Source organism: Propionicimonas sp., assembly GCF_047606205.1.
GTDB lineage: Bacteria > Actinomycetota > Actinomycetes > Propionibacteriales > Propionibacteriaceae > Propionicimonas.
The window spans coordinates 1-19,344 of sequence record NZ_JASGES010000067.1; the positions used below are offsets into that span (position 1 = coordinate 1).

Annotated in this window: 21 protein-coding genes; 12 read left to right on the forward strand and 9 right to left on the reverse strand. The window is 71.7% G+C overall.

The window, feature by feature from the left end:
- On the reverse strand, window positions 1–629 hold a 629-nt coding region (locus tag QM633_RS04395), incomplete at its 3' end, for a LysR substrate-binding domain-containing protein (RefSeq protein WP_415152513.1).
- Window positions 630–667: 38 nt separating this feature from the next.
- Here QM633_RS04395 and QM633_RS04400 point away from each other — a divergent pair.
- A complete protein-coding gene (locus QM633_RS04400; RefSeq protein WP_415152514.1) occupies window positions 668–1,027 on the forward strand; it encodes a DUF5997 family protein in 360 nt (119 codons plus the stop codon).
- Window positions 1,028–1,124: 97 nt separating this feature from the next.
- Here the strand turns inward: QM633_RS04400 and QM633_RS04405 are convergent, their stop codons facing one another.
- The 3 genes from QM633_RS04405 to QM633_RS04415 form a co-directional block, all read right to left on the reverse strand.
- Window positions 1,125–3,020, reverse strand: coding sequence for a hypothetical protein (locus QM633_RS04405; protein ID WP_415152515.1), 1,896 nt, complete (start codon window positions 3,018–3,020; stop codon window positions 1,125–1,127).
- An 86-nt stretch (window positions 3,021–3,106) separates the two neighbouring features.
- Window positions 3,107–3,814, reverse strand: a complete 708-nt coding sequence (locus QM633_RS04410; protein ID WP_415152516.1) for a HEAT repeat domain-containing protein — start codon at window positions 3,812–3,814, stop codon at window positions 3,107–3,109.
- Window positions 3,811–4,461, reverse strand: coding sequence for an AAA family ATPase (locus QM633_RS04415; RefSeq protein ID WP_415152517.1), 651 nt, complete (start codon window positions 4,459–4,461; stop codon window positions 3,811–3,813). The genes QM633_RS04410 and QM633_RS04415 overlap by 4 nt, the downstream gene beginning before the upstream one ends.
- Before the next feature lie 113 nt (window positions 4,462–4,574).
- On the opposite strand from QM633_RS04415, the gene QM633_RS04420 reads away from it, so the two are divergent.
- From QM633_RS04420 to QM633_RS04430, 3 genes are all read left to right on the forward strand, one after another.
- Window positions 4,575–5,240, forward strand: coding sequence for a class I SAM-dependent methyltransferase (locus QM633_RS04420; protein ID WP_415152518.1), 666 nt, complete (start codon window positions 4,575–4,577; stop codon window positions 5,238–5,240).
- 9 nt (window positions 5,241–5,249) lie between these two features.
- Window positions 5,250–5,768: an NUDIX hydrolase gene (locus QM633_RS04425; RefSeq protein WP_415152519.1), complete on the forward strand. Its 519-nt coding sequence runs from the start codon at window positions 5,250–5,252 to the stop codon at window positions 5,766–5,768.
- Window positions 5,769–5,829: 61 nt separating this feature from the next.
- Window positions 5,830–6,855, forward strand: coding sequence for an alcohol dehydrogenase catalytic domain-containing protein (locus QM633_RS04430; RefSeq protein WP_415152520.1), 1,026 nt, complete (start codon window positions 5,830–5,832; stop codon window positions 6,853–6,855).
- Between the two features lie 48 nt (window positions 6,856–6,903).
- On the opposite strand, the gene gnd is transcribed toward QM633_RS04430, so the two are convergent.
- From gnd to QM633_RS04445, 3 genes are read right to left on the reverse strand one after another with little or no spacing between them, the layout of a single operon-like run.
- On the reverse strand, window positions 6,904–7,800 hold the full coding sequence (gene gnd / locus QM633_RS04435; RefSeq protein ID WP_415152521.1) for a phosphogluconate dehydrogenase (NAD(+)-dependent, decarboxylating): 897 nt from the start codon (window positions 7,798–7,800) through the stop codon (window positions 6,904–6,906).
- Between the two features lie 14 nt (window positions 7,801–7,814).
- Entirely contained in the window at window positions 7,815–9,026 is a 1,212-nt protein-coding gene (locus QM633_RS04440; RefSeq protein ID WP_415152522.1) for an AI-2E family transporter, read from the reverse strand.
- Window positions 9,027–9,061: 35 nt separating this feature from the next.
- Window positions 9,062–9,940: a hypothetical protein gene (locus QM633_RS04445; RefSeq protein WP_415152523.1), complete on the reverse strand. Its 879-nt coding sequence runs from the start codon at window positions 9,938–9,940 to the stop codon at window positions 9,062–9,064.
- A gap of 170 nt (window positions 9,941–10,110) precedes the next feature.
- On the opposite strand from QM633_RS04445, the gene thpR reads away from it, so the two are divergent.
- From thpR to QM633_RS04460, 3 genes are read left to right on the forward strand one after another with little or no spacing between them, the layout of a single operon-like run.
- Window positions 10,111–10,677 (forward strand): RNA 2',3'-cyclic phosphodiesterase, encoded by a 567-nt coding sequence (gene thpR / locus QM633_RS04450; protein WP_415152524.1) that lies wholly within the window; start codon window positions 10,111–10,113, stop codon window positions 10,675–10,677.
- 56 nt (window positions 10,678–10,733) lie between these two features.
- A complete protein-coding gene (locus QM633_RS04455) occupies window positions 10,734–11,996 on the forward strand; it encodes an MFS transporter (protein ID WP_415152525.1) in 1,263 nt (420 codons plus the stop codon).
- A 9-nt stretch (window positions 11,997–12,005) separates the two neighbouring features.
- The gene (locus tag QM633_RS04460; RefSeq protein ID WP_415152526.1) at window positions 12,006–13,007 is read left to right on the forward strand and encodes a CorA family divalent cation transporter; all 1,002 of its coding nucleotides are present in this window, start codon (window positions 12,006–12,008) and stop codon (window positions 13,005–13,007) included.
- Window positions 13,008–13,041: 34 nt separating this feature from the next.
- On the opposite strand, the gene QM633_RS04465 is transcribed toward QM633_RS04460, so the two are convergent.
- Window positions 13,042–13,509: a GatB/YqeY domain-containing protein gene (locus tag QM633_RS04465; protein WP_415152527.1), complete on the reverse strand. Its 468-nt coding sequence runs from the start codon at window positions 13,507–13,509 to the stop codon at window positions 13,042–13,044.
- Window positions 13,510–13,612: 103 nt separating this feature from the next.
- Here QM633_RS04465 and metX point away from each other — a divergent pair, with 103 nt between their 5' ends.
- Window positions 13,613–14,761 carry a homoserine O-acetyltransferase MetX gene (gene metX, locus QM633_RS04470; RefSeq protein ID WP_415152528.1) on the forward strand — a complete coding sequence of 383 codons (1,149 nt, stop codon included), beginning with the start codon at window positions 13,613–13,615 and terminating at the stop codon, window positions 14,759–14,761.
- Window positions 14,758–15,354 carry a methionine biosynthesis protein MetW gene (gene metW, locus QM633_RS04475; protein WP_415152529.1) on the forward strand — a complete coding sequence of 199 codons (597 nt, stop codon included), beginning with the start codon at window positions 14,758–14,760 and terminating at the stop codon, window positions 15,352–15,354. The genes metX and metW overlap by 4 nt, the downstream gene beginning before the upstream one ends.
- A 25-nt stretch (window positions 15,355–15,379) precedes the next feature.
- Here the strand turns inward: metW and QM633_RS04480 are convergent, their stop codons facing one another.
- A complete protein-coding gene (locus QM633_RS04480; protein ID WP_415152530.1) occupies window positions 15,380–16,288 on the reverse strand; it encodes a 5'-3' exonuclease in 909 nt (302 codons plus the stop codon).
- A 164-nt stretch (window positions 16,289–16,452) separates the two neighbouring features.
- On the opposite strand from QM633_RS04480, the gene lnt reads away from it, so the two are divergent.
- Genes lnt through QM633_RS04495 form a run of 3 tightly spaced genes read left to right on the forward strand, consistent with a single transcriptional unit; the run spans window position 16,453 to window position 19,309 of the window.
- Complete coding sequence (gene lnt / locus QM633_RS04485) at window positions 16,453–18,009, forward strand: apolipoprotein N-acyltransferase (RefSeq protein ID WP_415152531.1); 1,557 nt, start codon at window positions 16,453–16,455, stop codon at window positions 18,007–18,009.
- Complete coding sequence (locus QM633_RS04490; RefSeq protein WP_415152532.1) at window positions 18,006–18,785, forward strand: polyprenol monophosphomannose synthase; 780 nt, start codon at window positions 18,006–18,008, stop codon at window positions 18,783–18,785. The genes lnt and QM633_RS04490 overlap by 4 nt, the downstream gene beginning before the upstream one ends.
- Complete coding sequence (locus tag QM633_RS04495) at window positions 18,782–19,309, forward strand: FxsA family protein (RefSeq protein WP_415152533.1); 528 nt, start codon at window positions 18,782–18,784, stop codon at window positions 19,307–19,309. The genes QM633_RS04490 and QM633_RS04495 overlap by 4 nt, the downstream gene beginning before the upstream one ends.
- Window positions 19,310–19,344: the final 35 nt, after the last annotated feature.

Below are 19,344 nucleotides of genomic sequence, written 5' to 3' on the forward strand. Positions count from 1 at the left end.
CAGCGGCGGCGGCCGGTCCGGCGCCGGGGACGCGTCGCCCCCTGCGTCGCGGCGTCGGGCCTGGCGCTGCGCTCCTGTTCGGTCCGCGAGCTGTTCGCCGTCCGCCCCCTGACCACGCCGATGAACTCGTCGGCGAGCGGGTGCGGATCGTCGGCCCGCCACGCCAGCCCGATCCTGGTGGACGGGGCGTCCACCACCGGACGATAGGTGAGGTCGCGGCGGCTGTGGCTGCGGGCCACCGACATCGGCACCCGGAGCACCGCCACCTCGAGCGCGACCTGGTTGACGCCGTCCGGGTCGGCAAGGGTGAGGACGTTCTCCTGCTCCAGATCGGCGAGCGTCACCTCGTCCACAGCGGCGATCGCGTGCTCCTTCGAGACCCAGACCACCGGCGTCTCCTCGTACAGCGGGATCAGGTGCAGACCACTGGTTACCACCGGCAGGCGTACGAAGCACAGGTCCACCTCGCCGGCGTCCAGGACCCGGCGCTGGTCGGCCTCCTCGACCTCGACGACCTCCAGCGGCACACCGCGGAACCGCTCCCGCCAGGTCGTCGTCCACTTCGTCATGGTCACCCCGGGGACATGGCCCACGCGGAGGCGGGCGACCGGAGCCGGGGGAGTCCTCACCAGCGCAGGCTATCGCGCGGCGCCGATAGGCTGAACGGGTGAGCCAGACCATGAAGCCCGTGACGGCGGCGGCCAAGCTGGGCATCTACCTGCCGGCAGCGCCCGAGGAGTTCCGCACCACGCCCATCGGCAGGGCCGGGCTGGAGGCGCTGCGCGCGGATCCTCCCCAGTGGCTCGTCGACCTGCGCCGCAACGGCCCTTTCCCGCGCGACGTCGTCGCCCGCAAGCTCGGCGTGTCCCGTTCCGGCCTGGTCCGTGCCGGCGTCACCGAGGCTCTCGATGCGGACCAGATCGGTGAGCTGATCGCCGACCCGCCCGACTGGTTGGTCCGCGAGCGCGAGACCCACCGGGCCGTGCTGGCGGAGAAGGAACGCCTCCGCCACCGTCCCGACCGCTGAACCCGCGGCCGGCGCCACGAGAGGTCGGTTCCCCGTGCCCGTCACGAGGGGACGGTGCCCGCGTGGCCGGTACGGAGGAACCGTCCCCTCGTGAGGATCAGGGCGTCGGGTAGTCCGTCACGAACTGCGGGGTGCCGGTGTTGGAGTTGTCGGCCTGCGTACCGGTGTCGTTCACGACGTGGCTGATCGTGCCGGCGCCGAGGTTGACCGTCATCACGTGGTGCAGCGTGACCCTGGGCCTGGCCGGGACCTCGAAGCCGCTCGTGGTGACGATGGAGGGGTTGTTGCGGTTGTACACGTACACACCGCCACCGGAGAGGCTGTGCACCCGCACGCGGTCGGAGACCTTGTACCCGGGGAAGCCTGGAGTCCCGTCCGGCTGCGTCCAGTCGGCCTGCGTCGGCGGGTCGTAGGCGAGTTCGTTCTGGTAGAAGACGACCCGCCCGCGTTCGCCGTTCCAGAGCGTGCTGTAGCGCTGGAAGTGCTCGGCGAACAGCCCTGTGATCGTCACGTCGTCGCCGTTCACGACCAGCCCGTAGCGTCCGATGTTGGTCCGCCAACGATCGGTGTCACCGCTCTCCCCGGCCGTGAAGCCCTCCTCGCCGTGATCGGCCCGCCAGATCCAGGTGTGGTCGACGAGTACGTGACCGGCGTTGATCTTCAGCGCCGTGACGGCCTTTCCGACGTGCGGTCCGCCGATCCGGAAGTACACGTCGCTGAGCGTGAGCGGGTTGCGCTCGGTCGACCGGCCGCCGCCGTGGCCCTCACCCACCTGCAGCAGCACCGGCGACAACCTCGTCCCCGCGTCGATGGTGACGCCCGCCACCACGATCCCGGCCCGCCCGGAGACCTTCAGCGGCGTCGCGCCGCGAACGGCGGTGAGGGTCGCGTGCCCGAGACCCAGCACGACGGTGTCCGGGCGGGTGACCTCGATCGCGCGGGCGATGTCGTAGACGCCCGGCGTGAGCAGGAGGTTCCTGCCCCTGGCCAGCTCCTGGTTGATCCGTGCGACCGGGGTACCCGGCCACGCCACGAAGAAGTCCGACAGCGGGACGCTGCGCCCCGGTGTCGTTCCGTGCGCCCAGGACACCCCGGACGAGTTCCGCTGCGCGGAGGGGACGCGGACGAACCACCGGCCGGACGCGTCGACGAACAGGTACGGCTTCTCCCTGCTCAGCGCTGTCCTGGCCACCGTCGTGTACGGCGGCTCGGGGAAGGTCGCGTCATCGGGGGCGCCGGTGACGCCGGAGAACACCTGGTTCCACACGGCGTTGCTCCAGCTGCCGACCGTGCTGTTGCGGATCAGCCACTGCTGCTGGGAGCCGTTCACCACCGTCGGCAGTACCGAGTCGGCGATGAAGCCGCCGCTGGCGTACTGCGGGCCCGCCGTGCAGTAGTCCATCAGCGAGAGGCTGCCCCCACTGACCTGGACCCGCCGCAGCGAGACCGCCTGCGACACCGCCCAGAAGTTCGCGCTCTGCCGGCAGCCGTCCTGCCCGGTCTTGATGACGTTGAGCGACAGGTTCGACAGCGTCCGCCAGAAGTTGACCAGGGCGAGGCAGTTCGAGGTGCCCGCGTCGTCGAGGCAGCGGTTGTAGACCTCGATGCTGCCATTGATCGTGACCTCGCCCGGACTGGCGCCCAGTCCCAACACCTCGGTGTAGTACCCGACTTCGAACTGCAGCGGGTGTTCCGTCGTGCCATAGGTCCCGGGGAGGAAGGCCACCGCGTGCCGCGCCGTGCTCATCTCCGCGTCGCGCTGCTGGTCGGCGAGCGCGTCGAGGGTGCTCTGGATCAGGGCCAGTGGCGTGGTGGGCGAGAAGACCGTGACGTTGGGCCCGAGATCGGGCGCGGCGGGGACCGGTTTCGGGGTGGGATGTCCGGACGGCGCCGCGAGCGCGGGAACGCCGGTGAAGGCTCCGAGCGAGAGCACCGCGCCCAGGATGGCGGCGGTGCAGCGCAGGCGTGCTGATCGGGGGAGTGCGGGTGTCATGCAAGGTCCTCTCCATCGAGGTCTGCCGACGGCGGGGGTGCCGTCCCACCCTGACCCTATGCAGGTGCTGTGAGGTAGCTCAAGGGTCAACTCCCGAGCAGTGCGGTCAGCCGCCTCTTCTTCCGGTTCTCCCGGACGATCCAGGCGACGTCCGGATCATCGGTGGGCAGTGCGGCGAAGGCGGCCAGTCCGGCCTCGGGAGTGGCGGCGACCGCGACCGACCAGCAGTAGCCGAGCGCCTGGCGCAGCGTCCGGACGCCCGGCGCGCGCCGCGCGGACGCCGGCACGGCGAGCAGGTGTTCGGTGGCGCGCCGGCAGGCGACCAGGGCCGCGGCCGCCGTGCGCGGGTCCGTCAGGAGCCGGGGCTCGCAGATCGCCGCGATGCCCGCCCGCACCACCAGGGCATCGGAGGAGGACGTCCAGGCCTCCACGAGGCCGCGCAGCAGTGGCGCATCCGCGTCCCCGATCCGCTGTGCCGCGATCGCGCACGCCTCGCGGACGCGCCAGCGCTCGTCGCAGCACCGTCCGGTGAGCAGGCCGACCAGCCCGCAGGCGGCCGGATCCTCCACGATCAGTCGGCCGAGGGTGGCCACGCCGCAGCAGGCGAGGTATTCGTCGGCATCCTCGGCGAACCTCAGCGCGAGTTCCGCGGACATCAGATCCGCGGCGGCGTCGAGCAGGGTGAGGTTGGCCCGCGGACCTGGCAGGCCGCTGCGCGCGGACAGGTAGTCCGCCCAGGCGTCCTGGGGCAGCGCAGCCAACTCGGCGGCGTAGGCCTGACGAGTCGGGTTCACGGGCGGCCGTCCCGGTGCTGCGCCGGAGCGGGCGTGGCCGGCGTGCCGGGGACGGCGGTCGCGGCCGTGAGAATGATGTCCACGCAGCCCGCATAGCCGAGCCGGCCACTGTTCAGGCAGAGGTCGTAGTCGCGGTAGTCGCCGAACTTCGTGTTGGTGAAGAACTGCTGGTAGCGGGCCCGCGTCCTGTCCATCCGCGCGATGTACTTCTCCGCGTCCTTCGGAGCCACCCCGTCGACCTCGACGGCCCGGGTGATCTTGCGTTCGGTGTCGGTGCTGTAGATGAAGACGCTGCGGAAGCGCAGCTTGGCGTCCCGCAGGATCTTGTCCGCGCACCGCCCGATGAAGACCGCGGGCGCGGTGCGCGCGGCGTCCGAGATCACCTCGGCGAAGGCGCCGTACATGCGGTAGGGGATGGAGAAGGTCTCCGAGTCGGTCCCCGAGATCAGGGACAGGTCGAAGTAGGAGCCGGCGGCGACGCGTTCGTCGAAGGTCTCCAGCAGGTCGTGCGGAAAGCCCCGACGTTCGGCGGCCTCCTGCAGGATCCGCGTGTCGTAGAGCTGCATCCCGGTGCGTTCGCAGATCAGCCGGCCGATCTCGCGTCCCCCGCTGCCGAACTCCCGGTTGATCACGATCGAACGGTCCATGACGACTCCTCCCGCCCGCGCCTCATCGCTCCGGGCCTACTTCGCACCCTACGCCGACCCGGGAGATCGCACCGGCCGTAGCATGACGGGGTCGGCACGGGTGAGGAGCAGCGATGACCGCCACGGAGTTCTGGGACGAGCGGTACGCGACACGTCCGAAGATCTGGTCGGGACGCGCCAACCAGGCGCTGGTGGACGTCGCGACCGACCTGGCGCCGGCACGCGCGCTCGACCTGGGCTGCGGCGAAGGCGGGGACGCGATCTGGCTCGCCGCTCGCGGGTGGATCGTCACGGCTGTAGACATATCGACAATTGCTGTCCAGCGCGGACGGGCGGCGGCCGCGTCCGCGGGGGTCCCGCCGGCACGGATCACCTGGGTCGCACAGGATCTGGCCGAGGGCGTCCCGGACGGCCCCTACGACCTGGTCACCGCGTCCTTCCTGCAGTCACCGGTGGAGCTCGCCCGGACCGCGATCCTGCAGGCCGCCGCCGCCGCGGTCGGTCCCGGCGGGCACCTGCTCGTGGTCTCCCACGCCGCTCCGCCGCCGTGGGCCACCCAGCTCGACGCCCACCACCACGAGTTCCCCACACCCGCCTCCGAGCTCGCCGCACTCGGCCTGTCCGCGGAGCAGTGGGACGTCGTCGTCGCCGAGGTCCGTGGCCGCCCCGCCACCGGCCCGGACGGCGAACGCGCCCGGATCGACGACACGGTGGTACTCGTCCGCCGGCAGGCGGAACCGGCGGGCCAGGACGCGTCGCCGACGCCCCCGCTGTTCTAGGCTGTGGCCGTGGACGAGCTCGTGGCGCTGTACGACGAGGACGGGAAGGCGTGCGGGAGCGCACCCCGGTCCCGGATGCGCGCCGAGAACCTCCACCACGCCGCGACCGCCGTGGTGGTCCGGGATCCCCTCGGACGGATCTACGTCCACCGGCGCACCAACACCAAGGACGTCTATCCCGGCCGCCGCGACTTCGCCGCCGGAGGCGTGATCGCCGCCGGCGAGGACCCAGACACCGCCGCCCTGCGGGAACTCGCCGAAGAACTGGGGATCACCGGCGTCCCGTTGACCCCGCTCGCCAGCGGCTCCTACGCCGACGACCACACCAGCTACCACGGCTTCTGCTACACGGTCACGTGGGCGGGGCCGATCTACTGGCAGCCCGAGGAGGTCGCGGGAGGCGAATGGGTCTCACCGGAGTCCCTCGCCGCGGCGATCGCGGCCGACCCCGACGACTTCATGCCTGACACGCTGGGTCTGCTCGGCGGGTGGCTGTCCGAGGTGATCGTCGGCACCACCGGCACCTGATCCCGGCGCCGGGCACGGACACCGTCGCCCCGCGTGCGCCGGAACTGGTAGGACAGCGGACGTGCACGCAGTGGTCTACTCCCGCTACGGCGAACCGCCACGGCTCGTCGACGTCCCCGAACCCGATTGTCCCGACGACGGGGTGGTGGTCGCCGTCGGGGCCACCGGGGTGTGCCGGTCGGACTGGCACGCGTGGCGCGGGCACGACCCGGTGCCCCTGCCGATGGTTCCGGGCCACGAGTTCGCCGGAACGGTGGCGCAGGTGGGGCCGCTGGTGCACGGGTTCGCCGTCGGAGACAGGGTCACGGCGCCCTTCGTGAACGGCTGCGGCCGCTGCGAGTGGTGCCGCGCGGGGCAGGCCCAGGTGTGCCCCGACCAGACCCAGCCCGGCTTCACCCATCCGGGCTCGTTCGCGGAGAAGGTGGTGGTCAGGGCCGCCGACTTCAATGCCGTCCGGCTCCCTGACGCGGTCGACCTGATCACCGCGGCCGCGCTGGGCTGTCGTTTCGCGACCGCCTACCACGCGCTGACCGTGCAGAGCCGGCTGGCTGCGGGGGAGTGGATGCTGCTGGTCGGCTGCGGCGGGGTCGGGCTGTCGGCGGTGCTCGTCGCCCGGGCGCTCGGCGCCCACGTGATCGCCGTCGATCCGTCGGCGACAGCCAGGGCGAGGGCCGGTGAGCTCGGCGCGGACGTGCTGCTCGCCGACGCCGATCCGGCGACCGTCCGCAGGGAGACCGGCGGCGGGGCGCACGTCAGCATGGACGCGGTCGGTACCGCCGCGACGGCCGCGGCCGGGATCCGGGGGCTGCGTCGTCGAGGACGTCACGTCCAGGTCGGCCTGATGCTCGCCGATCACGCTGACGCACCGTTGCCCTGGGGGCCGGTGATCGCCCAGGAACTCGAGGTGGTCGGCAGCCACGGGATGGCGGCGTCGGACTACCCGCCGCTGCTCGACCTCGTCGCGTCCGGCGTCCTGGATCCATCCCGCCTGGTCGGACGCACGGTGGGCCTCGCCGACACCCCGACCGAACTGATGGCCTTCGACCAGCTCCCGTCGACCGCGGGGATCGTCGTCGCCGTCCTGTGACCGCCCTGCTTGTTCGGCAGTCTCCCGGACCTCTTGTTCAGCGGTCTCCTAAACCTCGCCGAGGCTGGGGGACTCGGCCTGGACGGCGTGGCCGCCGAACTGGTTGCGCATCGCGGCGACCAGCTTCATCGCCGGGGACTCGTCCTGGCGGGAGACGAAGCGGGCGAACAGCGCGGCCGTGAGCGCGGGGACGGGGACGCCGAGGTCGATGGCTGCGTCCACCGTCCAGCGGCCCTCCCCGGAGTCGTCGGCGTAGCCCCGGATCTTCTCCAGGTGCGGATCGTCCGACAGCGCCCTCGCGATCAGGTCCAACAGCCAGGACCGGATCACCGTGCCCTCGCGCCAGCTGTCGAAGATCGCCGGCACGTCGTGAACCACCTCCGCCTTCTCCAGCAGCTCCCAGCCCTCGGCGTAGGCCTGCATCATCGAGTACTCGATGCCGTTGTGGACCATCTTGGCGAAGTGTCCCGCCCCGTGGCCGCCCGCATGGACGAAGCCCACCTCGCCCTCCGGCTTGAGGGCGTCGAAGATCGGCTGGACGACCGCCACGTCGGCGGCGTCGCCGCCGCACATCAGCGCGTACCCGTACTCCTTGCCCCAGACTCCGCCGGACACCCCGCAGTCGATGAAGTGGACGCCCCGCCGGCCGAGCCGGTCGGCCCGCGCCTGGTCGCCCGTCCACTTCGTGTTGCCGCCGTCGATCACGATGTCGCCCTCGCCGAGCCGGCCGGCGAGGTCGTCGAGCACCCCGTCCAGGAACTGCACCGGGACCATCACCCACACCACCCGCGGACCGTCCCCGAGCCGCGCCACCAGGCCGGCCAGGTCGGGCACGTCGGAGAGCGCAGGGTTGGTGTCGTAGCCGATGACGGTGTGGCCGGCCGACCGCAGCCGGGCCGCCATGTTGCCGCCCATCCGGCCGAGTCCCACCATTCCGAGTTGCATCAGCGCCGTTCCTCTCACTCCGGTTCGATCTTGGCGTCCTGCCGCGGCACGATCACCGTCTTCACGATCATGAGCAGCGACGCGGTCACCGGAACGGCGATCAGCGCGCCGAGCAGCCCGAGCAGGGTCGCGCCCACGAGGGCGCCGATCAGCACCAGGGAACCGGGGACGTCGACGGCCTTGCCCATCACCCGCGGCGTCATGATGTACGCCTCCACCTGCATGTAGGCGAAATAGACGATGGTGAAGATGATGGCCGCCCACCACGAGGTGAACAACGCCACCGAGGTCGCCAGCAGCCAGAACAGCACCGACCCGACCATCGGGATCATTGTGATCATCAGGGCGAGCACGGCCAGCAGCGCGGCGAACGGCACCCCGACGATGGTCAGGACGATGAAGGCGAACACGGCGTTGCAGACCGCCAGGATCGCCATGCCGGACACGTAGCCGCCGACCGACTCCGCGACCTGGTTGGTGATCTCCCGGATCTGGGGACGCGAGTGCGCGGCGGCGAGCCGGACCACCGCGTCCCGCATCGTCCGCAGCGAGGCCAGGAAGTACAGGGTGAGCGCGAGCACGATCAGGGTGCCGGAGACGGCGTTCACGACCCCGGTGCCGACCGCCAGCGCACCGCCCCCGATCGCCAGCAGGTTGGCCGGGTCGGACAGCCAGGTGCGCGCCTGGTTCAGCACGGTCGCGTACAGGTCGCTCTGGCCCGTCGCCGCGACGAGGTTCTTGAACCACTCGGCGTTCTGGATGTCGGTGATCCAGCCCGGCACCGCCGAGGCGAACTGGGTGATCTGGATGATCGCGGTCGGCACCACCAGCGCGAGCATGCCCGCGATCACCAGCGCGAAGGCCACGAACACGATCACGATGCTCAAGCCGCGGGACATGCCGTGGCGCTCGAGCAACCGCACCAGCGGGTCGAGCGCAAGGGCGATGAACAGGGCGACACCGATCGAGACCAGCACGGTCGACAGCGAGGAGACCGCGCCGGCGAGGGCCAGGGCGACGAGGGCGCCGACGGTGGCGGTGAAACCCCAGCCGAAGGGGTGGTTGAGATCCACCGAGAGCTTGCCGGACCGTCTCGGCAGCACCGGGGGAGTGGCCGCGGCCGGCGCCGCCTCGACGGTTGTCTGCTCCGCGTCCGTCGTCGCAGGGAGCGGGGGCGAGGGGACCGGCAGAGCCGGCTCGGCGCTCGCGGGGGTCGTCTCGGGCATGCCAGCAGCCTATGGCTTGTCTCCCCGGACGCGCCTCAGCGCAGCCAGCGTGCGGACGCGTCCTCAGGGAGCACTTCGAGCACCAGGGTGGCCGCGATCATCAGCAGCACCAGGCCGAGCACCTGACCCGTCGAGAGCGACTCGTGCTGCAGGCACACCCCCACCAGCACCGCGACCACCAGCCCGCAGTGCTTGACCCTGGTCATCCGCAGGGCGCGGCGGGGGACGGGAAAGTGCCGGGCGGTGAGGATGTCGGCGGCGCCGAGCGCGACCGCGAGCAGCACCAGCCACAGGTACGCCCACGGGGAGCCGCTGCCGGAGGGCCCGGCCATGACCACGAGCGGCAATGCCAGCACGGCGGCCATCCCGTGCCCCGCCGCCGTCGGCTCGGCGCGGCCGGGGAAGCGGAGGGCGGCGTAGCGCACGCCGAATCCTCCGGCCAGCGCGGCGACGAGACCGGCGAGGACGCCGCCGATGAAGTTCCAGCTGCCACCGTCCGCAGGGAACATGGCGACCAGGAGCACCCCGAGGAAGCCGGCACCGAGACCCGCGGCTGCCGCCCCCGTGATGCTGTCCGCTCCCAGCAGCTGCCCGGTCAAGGTGGCGAACAGGGGCAGCGAAGCGAGGACCAGCGCGGTCTGGGCCAGTCCGATCCGCTCCAGCGCGTAGCACACCCCGAGGTCCTGCACGGCGACGGCCGCGCCCAGGATCAGCAGCCGGCGGGAGGGGCCGGTGAGGGGGCCCGCCTCAGCGGTGAGATGGCTGACCGTCACCGTGGCAGCGGCCAGGACGATCGCGCAGAGGACGGCGGCCAATGCCCAGCCCCTGCCTGCGACGACCCCGCGGGTCGCGACCAGGACCAGTCCCCACAGCACCGACAGGGCGACATAGGTCGGCCAGCGGGCTGTGGGCATGAGCTTCTTCCTCCGAAGACGAGTCGGATTGTCATACGCTCTCATATGGCCGTCCGCCGCCGCGACGGGCGCACAGGTGTGCACATCCGTGCAGCGCGTGCACGCATTCGTGCGACCCTCGCCGCGACGGGACTCATGGCCCGCCGACGCCCCGGAGAGGGAGGACGAGAATGGCCGCTGCGGGTGATCGCCTGTTCGTGGCCGTCCTGCCACCGCCGGCGGTCGTGGAGAGCTGGGAGTCGTTCCTCGAGCCTCGCCGCGACGCCGAACCCGGCTTCCGGTGGACCCTCGCCGGGGGCTGGCACGTGACCTGCGCCTTCATGGCCTCCGTCCCGCCGCAGCTCAGCGAACCGCTGGAGGAGGCGCTGGCCGACGTCGCCGCACGAACGACGTCCTTCGGCATCGCCGTGTCCGGCGGAGGAGCGTTTCCCGACCCCGACCACGCCAGGGCGCTCTGGCTGGGCGTCGTGGAGGGCGTGGAGCCGCTCGGGCGGCTGGCCCGCCGCTGCCGGAACGCCGCCGCCGGCTGCGGGATCGCGGTGGACGGGGCACGATTCCGACCCCACCTCACCATCGCCCGCTCGGGTCCGACCAGGGCGAGGCGCTGGCTGACCGTCCTGGACGCCGTTCCCGGCGCCGCGTGGACGGTCGAGGAGTTCGTGCTGCTCCGTTCCCGCCTGTTGCCGGGCGGCGCCGGGTACGAGACCGTGGGGCGCTACCGGCTCTCGCCGGGCTGACCGGCCGCGTCCCAGTTGCTGGCACGGCCCGGGTGGGCATCGTAGAGTGCCCGCTCGTGGCAGGCATCCGAGGACTCTTCGCAGACACCGCACCCCTGGCCAGCCCCCATTTCCGCCGGCTGTGGCAGGCGAACATCATCACGGTCATCGGGGCCCAGTTGACGGTCGTGGCGGTGCCCGCGCAGATCTACGCGATCACCAACGACTCCGCCTACGTGGGCCTGACCGGCATCTTCGGCCTCGTGCCGCTGATCGTGTTCGGCCTGTGGGGTGGCGCCCTCGCCGACCACTTCGACCGTCGGCTCCTGCTGCAGATCACCACCTTCGGGCTGATCGCCACCAGCGCGCTGTTCTGGGCGCAGGCGGCGCTCGGCCTCGACAACGTATGGGTTCTGCTGGGGCTGTTCGCGTTCCAGCAGGCCTGCTTCGGGGTGAACCAGCCGACCCGCAGCGCGGTGCTGCCGAAGATCCTCCCCGCGGCGCAACTGCCGGCGGCGAGCGCGCTGAACATGACCGTGGCCCAGGCCGGGGCGATCGCCGGCCCGATGGTCGGCGGAATCCTGATTCCTGTCCTGGGCTACTCCTGGCTCTACCTGATCGACACGGTCACGCTCCTGGCCACGCTCTTCGCCGTCTGGCTGCTGCCGTCCCTGCCGGTGGAGAACCGCCAGGGATCACCGGGGCTGCGCTCGGTGATCGACGGCTTCGCCTACCTGCGCTGGCAGCCGGTGCTGCTGGTGTCGTTCCTGGTCGACCTGATCGCCATGGTGTTCGGCATGCCGCGGGCGCTGTTCCCCGAGATCGCGCACCTGTCGTTCGGCGGCCCGGTGGAGGGTGGGACGGAGTTCGCACTGCTCTACGCGGCCATCCCGATCGGCGCCGTGCTCGGCGGCGTGTTCTCGGGGTGGGTGTCGCTGGTCGAGCGGCAGGGGCGCGCGGTGATCTACTGCGTTCTCGCCTGGGGCGCGGCGATCGCGGGGTTCGGGCTCGCCGTCGCCTTCGCCCCGGCCTGGCGGGTGCCCATGCTCGTCGCCGCGATCACGATGCTGATCGTCGGCGGCGCGGCCGACATGGCGTCCTCCTCGTTCCGGAACGCGATGCTGCTCAGTGCTGCCGACGACGCCGTCCGCGGCCGTCTCCAGGGCGTGTTCATCGTCGTGGTCGCCGGCGGCCCCCGGATCGCCGACACCCTGCACGGCTACGCCGCGGGGGCTCTCGGCACGGCGTGGGCGAGCGGCGGCGGCGGCCTGCTCGTGGTCCTGTTCACCCTGCTCGTGGCGGTAATGGTGCCCGCTTTCTGGAGGTACCGGCCCGCCTAAGGTGTGGGCATGGCGGTCCAACGGTTGCTCTGGGTCGATCGTGCGTCCGGATCGGTGACGACGCGGACCGAGGCGGAGGTCCCCATGCTGCTCGCGGACCCGTCCGGCTGGTTGTGGCTGGACGTCCCCGAGCCCGACGAACAGACCGCCGCGCTCCTGGCCGAGGCGTTCGGTGCCCATCCGGCCGCCGTCTCCGACGTCGTCGAACGCAACCACCTGCCACGTCTGCACGCGTACGGCGAGACCCTGTTCCTCGTCCTGCTCCGGCCGGAGGCCGGCCTCGGGGGCCACATGCACTACCTCGAACTCGACCTGTTCGTGTCCACCGGCGCCCTGATCACCACCCACGGTCCGCGCAACCTCGAGGTGCCGCTGGAACGACTGCTGGAGGAGACCGACGAGCTGGCCGACCGGATGCTCTCGGGTCGCTATCTGCCCTCCGGGCCGTGGGCGGCGGCCCACCGGATCGCGAACGCGCTGGCGATCACGGAGGAGCGCTACGTCAACCGGCTCGCCAGAGAGGTCGGCGGGCTCGAGCAGCAGGTCCTCGGCCACGCCGGGGACAACAGCCCCCAGGCGTTCCTCGAGGAGCTCTTCCACACCCGGCACGCGCTGCTCACCGTCCGCACGATGACCATGCAGACCGCGGAGATCTACGGCAGGGCGATCGGACTGATGGGCGAGACCGACGCGGGCGTGCGCAAAGTGCTGCGCGACAACAAGGACGCCTACGACAGGCTGAGCAGGATCACCTCCAGCCAGCTGGACTACCTGTCCGGAGTCACCGAGTACTACCGGGCCAGGACCGACACCAAGATGACGATCGCTGCCGAACGGCTCGCCGTGATCGCGGCGATCACCCTGCCCGTGACGGCGATCAGCTCGGTGCTGGGCATGAACGTGATCGTCAACCAGTCCACCGACTGGCTGTGGCTGGGCATCCTGTTGGCGGTGATGATCGCGCTGTCGCTGGTCCTGCTGCGCTGGGCCCGGCGCCAGGGATGGTGGTGAGCCCGGTACCGTGCGGGCCCGGCAGCCCGGGAGGTCAGGAGAGGGCGGCCTTCACCTTGGCGGCAACCTTCGCACCTTCGGCGCGGCCGGCCGCGCGGGCGTTCACGGCCTTGATCACCAGGCCCATCTGCCTCATCGTGGGGGCCGCGCCCAGCTGCGTCGCGGCAGCGTCCACCTCCTCGGCGACGATCGCGTCCAGTTCGGCCTCGGTCAGCGCGGCCGGAAGGTAGCGCTGCAGCACCTCGACCTCCGCGAGTTCCTTCGCGGCCAGTTCCGGACGCCGGCCGGCCGTGTAGGCCTCGGCGGAATCGCGGCGCTTGGCGACCTCCCGGTTCAGGACCGCCACCACCTCGGAGTCGGACAGCTCCCGGGCCTCGGCACCGGCCACCTGCTCGGTCTTGATCGCGGCGATCGCCATCCGCAGCGTCGACTTGGTGATCTCGTCGTGCGCCTTCATCGCGGCCACCATGTCGGCCTGCAGCCGGTCGGAGAGTTCAGCCATCACGTGCCCTTTCGTCGCAAACCTCGCCATTCTCCCACGTCCGGGACGCCCGTAGTCGCGCGGCTATAGTGATCACCCGCGCACGCTTGGGAGGGTTCTGTCGATGGCTGGGACGCCGGACGCCGGCTCGGTCGGCATCGTCCGCACCCAGAACGTCCGGCTGTTCACCGCGGAGAACCCGCTGGTCCTGGAGCGGGGCGGCACACTCGGCCCCGTCGACGTGGCCTACGAGACCTACGGCACGCTGTCGCCGGGAGCGGACAACGCCGTCTTCGTCTGCCACGCGCTCACCGGGGACGCGCACGCCGCCGGCTGGCACGAGGGCGCGCGGCGTCCCGGGTGGTGGGACAACCTGATCGGGCCGGGCAAACCGCTGGACACCGATCGCTTCTTCGTGATCTCGGCCAACCTGATCGGCGGCTGCCAGGGCAGCACCGGGCCGTCCTCGACCAATCCCGCGACGGGCCAGGCCTACGGGCTCGGCTTCCCCGTCCTGATGATGCGCGATCTCGTCGCGGCGCACCGCGCGCTCGTCGCCCACCTCGGCATCACGCGGCTGCTGGCCGTCCTGGGCGGCTCGCTGGGCGGCATGCAGGCGCTGCAGTGGGCGCTCGACCATCCCCTGGAGGTCGCGAACGCCCTGGTGATCGCCGCGTCCAGCCGGCTCACCGCGCAGAACATCGCCTTCTCGGCCGTGGCCCGGCGCGCCATCATGACCGATCCACATTTCGAGGAGGGCGCGTACGCCTCGGCGGGGGTCAACCCCGACACCGGGCTGTCGATCGCCCGGATGATGGCCCACATCACCTACCTGAGCGAGGACGCGCTCACCGAGAAGTTCGGCCGCCAGCCGCATCCGGACGCGCACGAGCCGGGTTTCGGGATCGACTTCGCCGTGGAGAGCTACCTCGACCACCAGGGCCAGGCGTTCCTCGAGCGCTTCGACGCCCTGAGCTACCTCTATCTGACCAGGGTGATGGACTACTTCGACCCGTTCACCGGCGCGGACGCACTCGCGGCGGTCAGGGCCTGCCCTGTGAACTGGCTGGTCATGTCGTTCGCCTCCGACTGGCGGTTCGGCACCGACCACTCGCGGCGGATCGTGCGGACGCTGGAGCACGCCGACCAGCCGGTGACCTTCCGGGAGATCCCCTCGTCGTGGGGCCACGACTCGTTCCTGCTGGAGGTGGAGCCGTACCACGCCACGCTGCGGGCGTTCCTGGGCCGGGCCCTGGCGGAGGCGGCGCGATGAGCCTGCGTCCCGACCTCGCCCTCGTCGCGGGGCTGATCCCGCAGGGCAGCCGGGTGCTCGACCTGGGCTGCGGCGCGGGGGAGTTGCTCGCCCACATCATCGCGGAGGACGGCTGCCGGGGGACCGGCGTGGAGATCGACCCGGATTCCGTGCTGGCCGCCATCACCGCCGGCGTCCCCGTGATCGAACTCGACCTGGACACCGAGCTGGACGACTTCGCCGACCACTCCTACGACGTGGTCGTGCTCTCCCGCACCGTGCAGACCCTGCACCGGCCGGCCGACGTCCTGCAGCAGATGGGGCGGATCGGCAGGCACCTGATCGTCTCGGTGCCGAACTTCGGCTACTGGCGGCACCGGGTCCGCCTGCTCCGTGGCCGGATGCCGATGTCACGCGAGATCCCGCACGCCTGGTACGACACCCCAAACCTGCGCCACACCACGCTGGTCGAGCTCGAGCAGCTCTTCGCCCGCCTCGGCCTCGTGATCGAGAAGCGGATCGTGCTCAGCCCGGGCGGACGCCCGCTGCGCACCGGCGACAGCCTCTACAACGTGGTCGCCGGCTCGGCCGTCTACGCCCTTCGCGCCGGCTGAACCGCCCACCCGGTCCTGGTCGGGGTCAGGCCGTGGCGGCGAGCGCCTTCACGATCCGCTCGGCGGGCCCGCCGAGATTGAGCTCCTCGGCGAGGGCGGCGAAGCGGACGCGGTCGCGCGGCGCGGACGGCAGGCTGAGGTCCCGCTCCGCGACCGGGGCGTCCCGGTCGACCGCCACCACCTCGCTGGCCGGACCGAGGTAGTCCATCGCCGCCTTCAGCCGGACCGTGAGGGTCGAGGGGAGCCTGCCCGCGTCCGCCGCGGCGACGATGCCGTCCAGTCCGCCGTACTCGGCGACGAGCTTTGCCGCGGTCTTCTCACCGATCCCCGCCACGCCCGGCAGGCCGTCGGACGGATCACCGCGCAGGACGGCGTAGTCCACGTAGCCGCCGGGATCGACGCCGTACTTCGCCCGCAGCCACGCCGCGTCCACCCGGTCGTGGTTGGCGACGCCGCGCCCGCAGTACAGAACCCGCACCCCCCGGGCGTCGTCGACGAGCTGGAACAGGTCGCGATCCCCGGTCACGACGTCGACCCGCACCGCCGAACGCGTCGCGAGCGTCCCGATCACGTCGTCGGCCTCGCAGTCCGCCGCCCCGATCACGGCCAGCCCGAGGGCGTCCAGCACCTCGCGGATCAGCGGCACCTGCCCGACCAGGTCCTCCGGCACCCGCTCGACATCGTCGTGGTCGACCCGGTGGGCCTTGTAGGACGGCACCAGCGCCACCCGCCACGCAGGCCGCCACGCCTCGTCCCAGCAACAGGCGACCTGCGTGGGGGAGTAGTCCGCGACGAACCGGGCGATGAAGTCCAACAGCCCGCGGACCGCGTTCACCGGCCGCCCGTCCGGCGCCCGCAGCGACGACGGGATCCCGTGGAACGCGCGGAAGTACAGCGACGCGGTGTCGAACAGCATCAGTCCCGGTCCGGTCATCGCCCCATGCTGCCAGCCCTCCCACGCCCGCGCTCCCGAAATTGGGCCGCGCTCCCGGAATTTCGGGAGCGCGGCCGAATTTCGGGAGCGTTCGGGGAGAGACCGGGCCGGCCGAACGGGGCCACGGCGGTGGGTAGGCTGGGCGGGCTGTCGAAGGGAGGCCTGTGGTCGAGTGGCTCGCCGCACGGCACTGGGGCCTGCGCGGCGGGATCGCCGCCGCCGCCGGTGTCGCGACCGCCCTCGGTTTCGAGCCCTACGGGTGGTGGCCGCTGGTGCCGCTCGGCGTCGCAGCCCTGACGCTGGTCGTGCTCGCCGCGCGCCGGGTCCGCGGTGCCACCGGTCTCGGGCTGGTGTGGGGAGTCGGGTTCCTGCTGCTCGGGATCACCTGGATGCAGGCCATCTTCCTGGAAGCCCTGCTGGGCCTGGTCGGACTCGAGTCGCTCTTCTTCGCGCTGCTCGGAGCGCTGCTCAAGGTCGCCGCCCGGACCCGGTGGTGGCCGCTGCTCGCCGCCGGCTGCTGGGCCGGAGTCGAGTTCACCTACGCGCGCTTCCCGTTCAACGGCTTCGGCTGGATGCGTCTGGGCTACGCGATGGTCGACTCCCCGCTGGCCGGGGTCCTCCCACTGGTCGGCGTAGCGGGGCTGAGCTTCCTCACCGCCCTGATCGGGCAGGGCATCGCCTGGCTCGCGTCGCGTCCCAGCCGGCGCCACCTCGTCGTCTCCGCGTCAGTGCTGGCGGCGATCGGTGTTGTCGCCGGTGCCGGCATGCTCGTTCCCGTCGGGACCCAGACCGGCTCGGTGAGCGTCGGCTGGGTGCAGGGCGGCGCCCCGGGCGGAGGCGTCTACGGCATCGGCGCGGCCCGCACGACCACGCGCAACCACCTCGCCGAGGTGAACCGCCTCCAGGACCGGATCGACGCCGGCGAGCTGCCGAAGCCCGACTTCGTCGTCCTGCCCGAGAACACCACCGACATGGACCCCCACACCGACGCCGAGACCGGTCGCCTCGTCGCACAGATGTCGGCGCGGCTCGGCGTGCCGATCTTCCTCGGCGTCATCCTGGACGGGCCGGGCCCCGACGAACGCCAGACCGCCTCGCTGTGGTGGGACGACGTCACGGGCGAGGTCGCCCGATACGTCAAACGCGGCATCGTCCCGTTCGGCGAGTTCGTGCCGCTGCGCTCGCTGCTGCTGCCGCTGATCCCCGAACTCGCGTTCGTCGGCGCACAGTCGGTCCCGGGCACCGAGCCGGGCGCACTGCCGGTGACCCTGCCTGGCGGACGCACGCTCACCGTCGGCGTGATGATCTGCTACGACCTCGTCTACGACGACGTCGTCTACGACACCGTCCGGGCCGGCGGCCAGGTGATCGTGGTCCAGTCCAGCAACGCCATGTACCAGGGCACCGGGCAGATCGAGCAGCAGTTCGCGATCACCCGCGCCCGCGCGCTGGAACTGCGCAGGGAGGTGCTGGTCGTCACGACCAGCGGGGTGAGCGGGCTGATCAACGCCGACGGCTCGGTGGCGTTCACCGCACCCGAACACGACGGCGCCTCCGGCGTGGTCACCCTGGCGGAGCGGACGGGGGAAACCCCCGCGACCTGGCTGGCGTCCCCGCTGGAACTGGCGATCGTCGTCCTGTCCGCTCTCGCCCTCCTGGCCTCCCTGCGATGGGGCAGAATGGGCGCCGTCCGAACCACGACCGGAAGAACAGCAGAATGACCGACTCGGCAGTGCCGCTGGAGCGGGTGCTCGTCATCATCCCCACCTACAACGAGGCGGAGAACCTGCGCCCGATCACGGCCCGCATCCGCGCGGCCGTGCCGACCGCCCACATCCTGGTGGCCGACGACAACTCCCCGGACGGGACGGGCGCGATCGCCGACGAACTCGCCGCCGCGGACGACCACCTCCACGTCCTGCACCGGTTGGGCAAGGAAGGGCTGGGAGCCGCCTACATCGCCGGCTTCCACTGGGGACTCGCCGAGGGCTATCAGGTGCTGGTCGAGCACGACGCGGACGGCTCGCACCAGCCCGAGTACCTGCCCGCGATCCTCGAGCGGCTGCGGACGGCCGACGCGGTGAAGGGCTCGCGCTACGTGAAGGGCGGGTCCACCAAGGGCTGGCCGCTGCACCGCGAACTGCTCTCCCGCGGCGGCAACCTGTGGACACAGCTGATGCTCAGCCTCCCGGTCAGGGACGCCACCGGCGGCCTGGTCGCCTGGCGCGCCACGACGCTGCAGGGGATGGGCCTGGACGGGGTCGAGGCGGCCGGCTACGGCTTCCAGGTCGAGATGGTGCGCCGGGCGATTCGCTCGGGCTTCACGGTGGCCGAGGTCCCGATCGAGTTCGTTGAGCGCGAACTCGGCAACTCCAAGATGAGCGGGAGGATCGTCGTGGAGGCGATGCTGCTGACCACCCGCTGGGGGGCGCAGTACCGGCTCGGGCAGCTGGCCTCGTTGTTCGGCGCCCGACGGCCCGCCGGCGGCCCGTCATGACCGTGCCCGCCCGGACGCGCCGGCCGTGGCTGCTGCCGGCCCTGGTCGGGGTGTTCGTCCTCGTCGCGGTCGCGGAGGTCTGGATCCTCACGGTCGTCGGGGTCAGGATCGGTGTGCTGCCCACCCTCCTGATCCTGGTCGGCGAGGCGGTGCTCGGCGCCTGGCTGATGCGTCGCGAGGGACGCAAGGCCTGGCAGGCGCTGGTGGACGCCTACAGCACCGGCCGCCTGCCGTCCGGGCAACTGGCGGACGCCGCGCTCATCCTCGTCGGCGGGATCATGCTGATCCTGCCCGGCTTCTTCACCGACATCGTCGGCCTGGTCTTCCTGCTGCCGTTCACGCGTCCGCTCGCACGCAGAGTGCTCGGCATGGTGATCGCCCGGCACTCGGCCGGGCTCGGCCTCGACGTCGGGGGCGCCCGCAGCCGGTACGACTCCGGGACGGTGGTCCCGGGCGAGACCGTCGACGACGTGCCGCCATCCGCCGCCGCCGACCAGGTGGTCCGCGGCGAGATCGAGGACTAGCGGCGCCGGCCGGGCGACGCCGGGTGCGCCGCGGG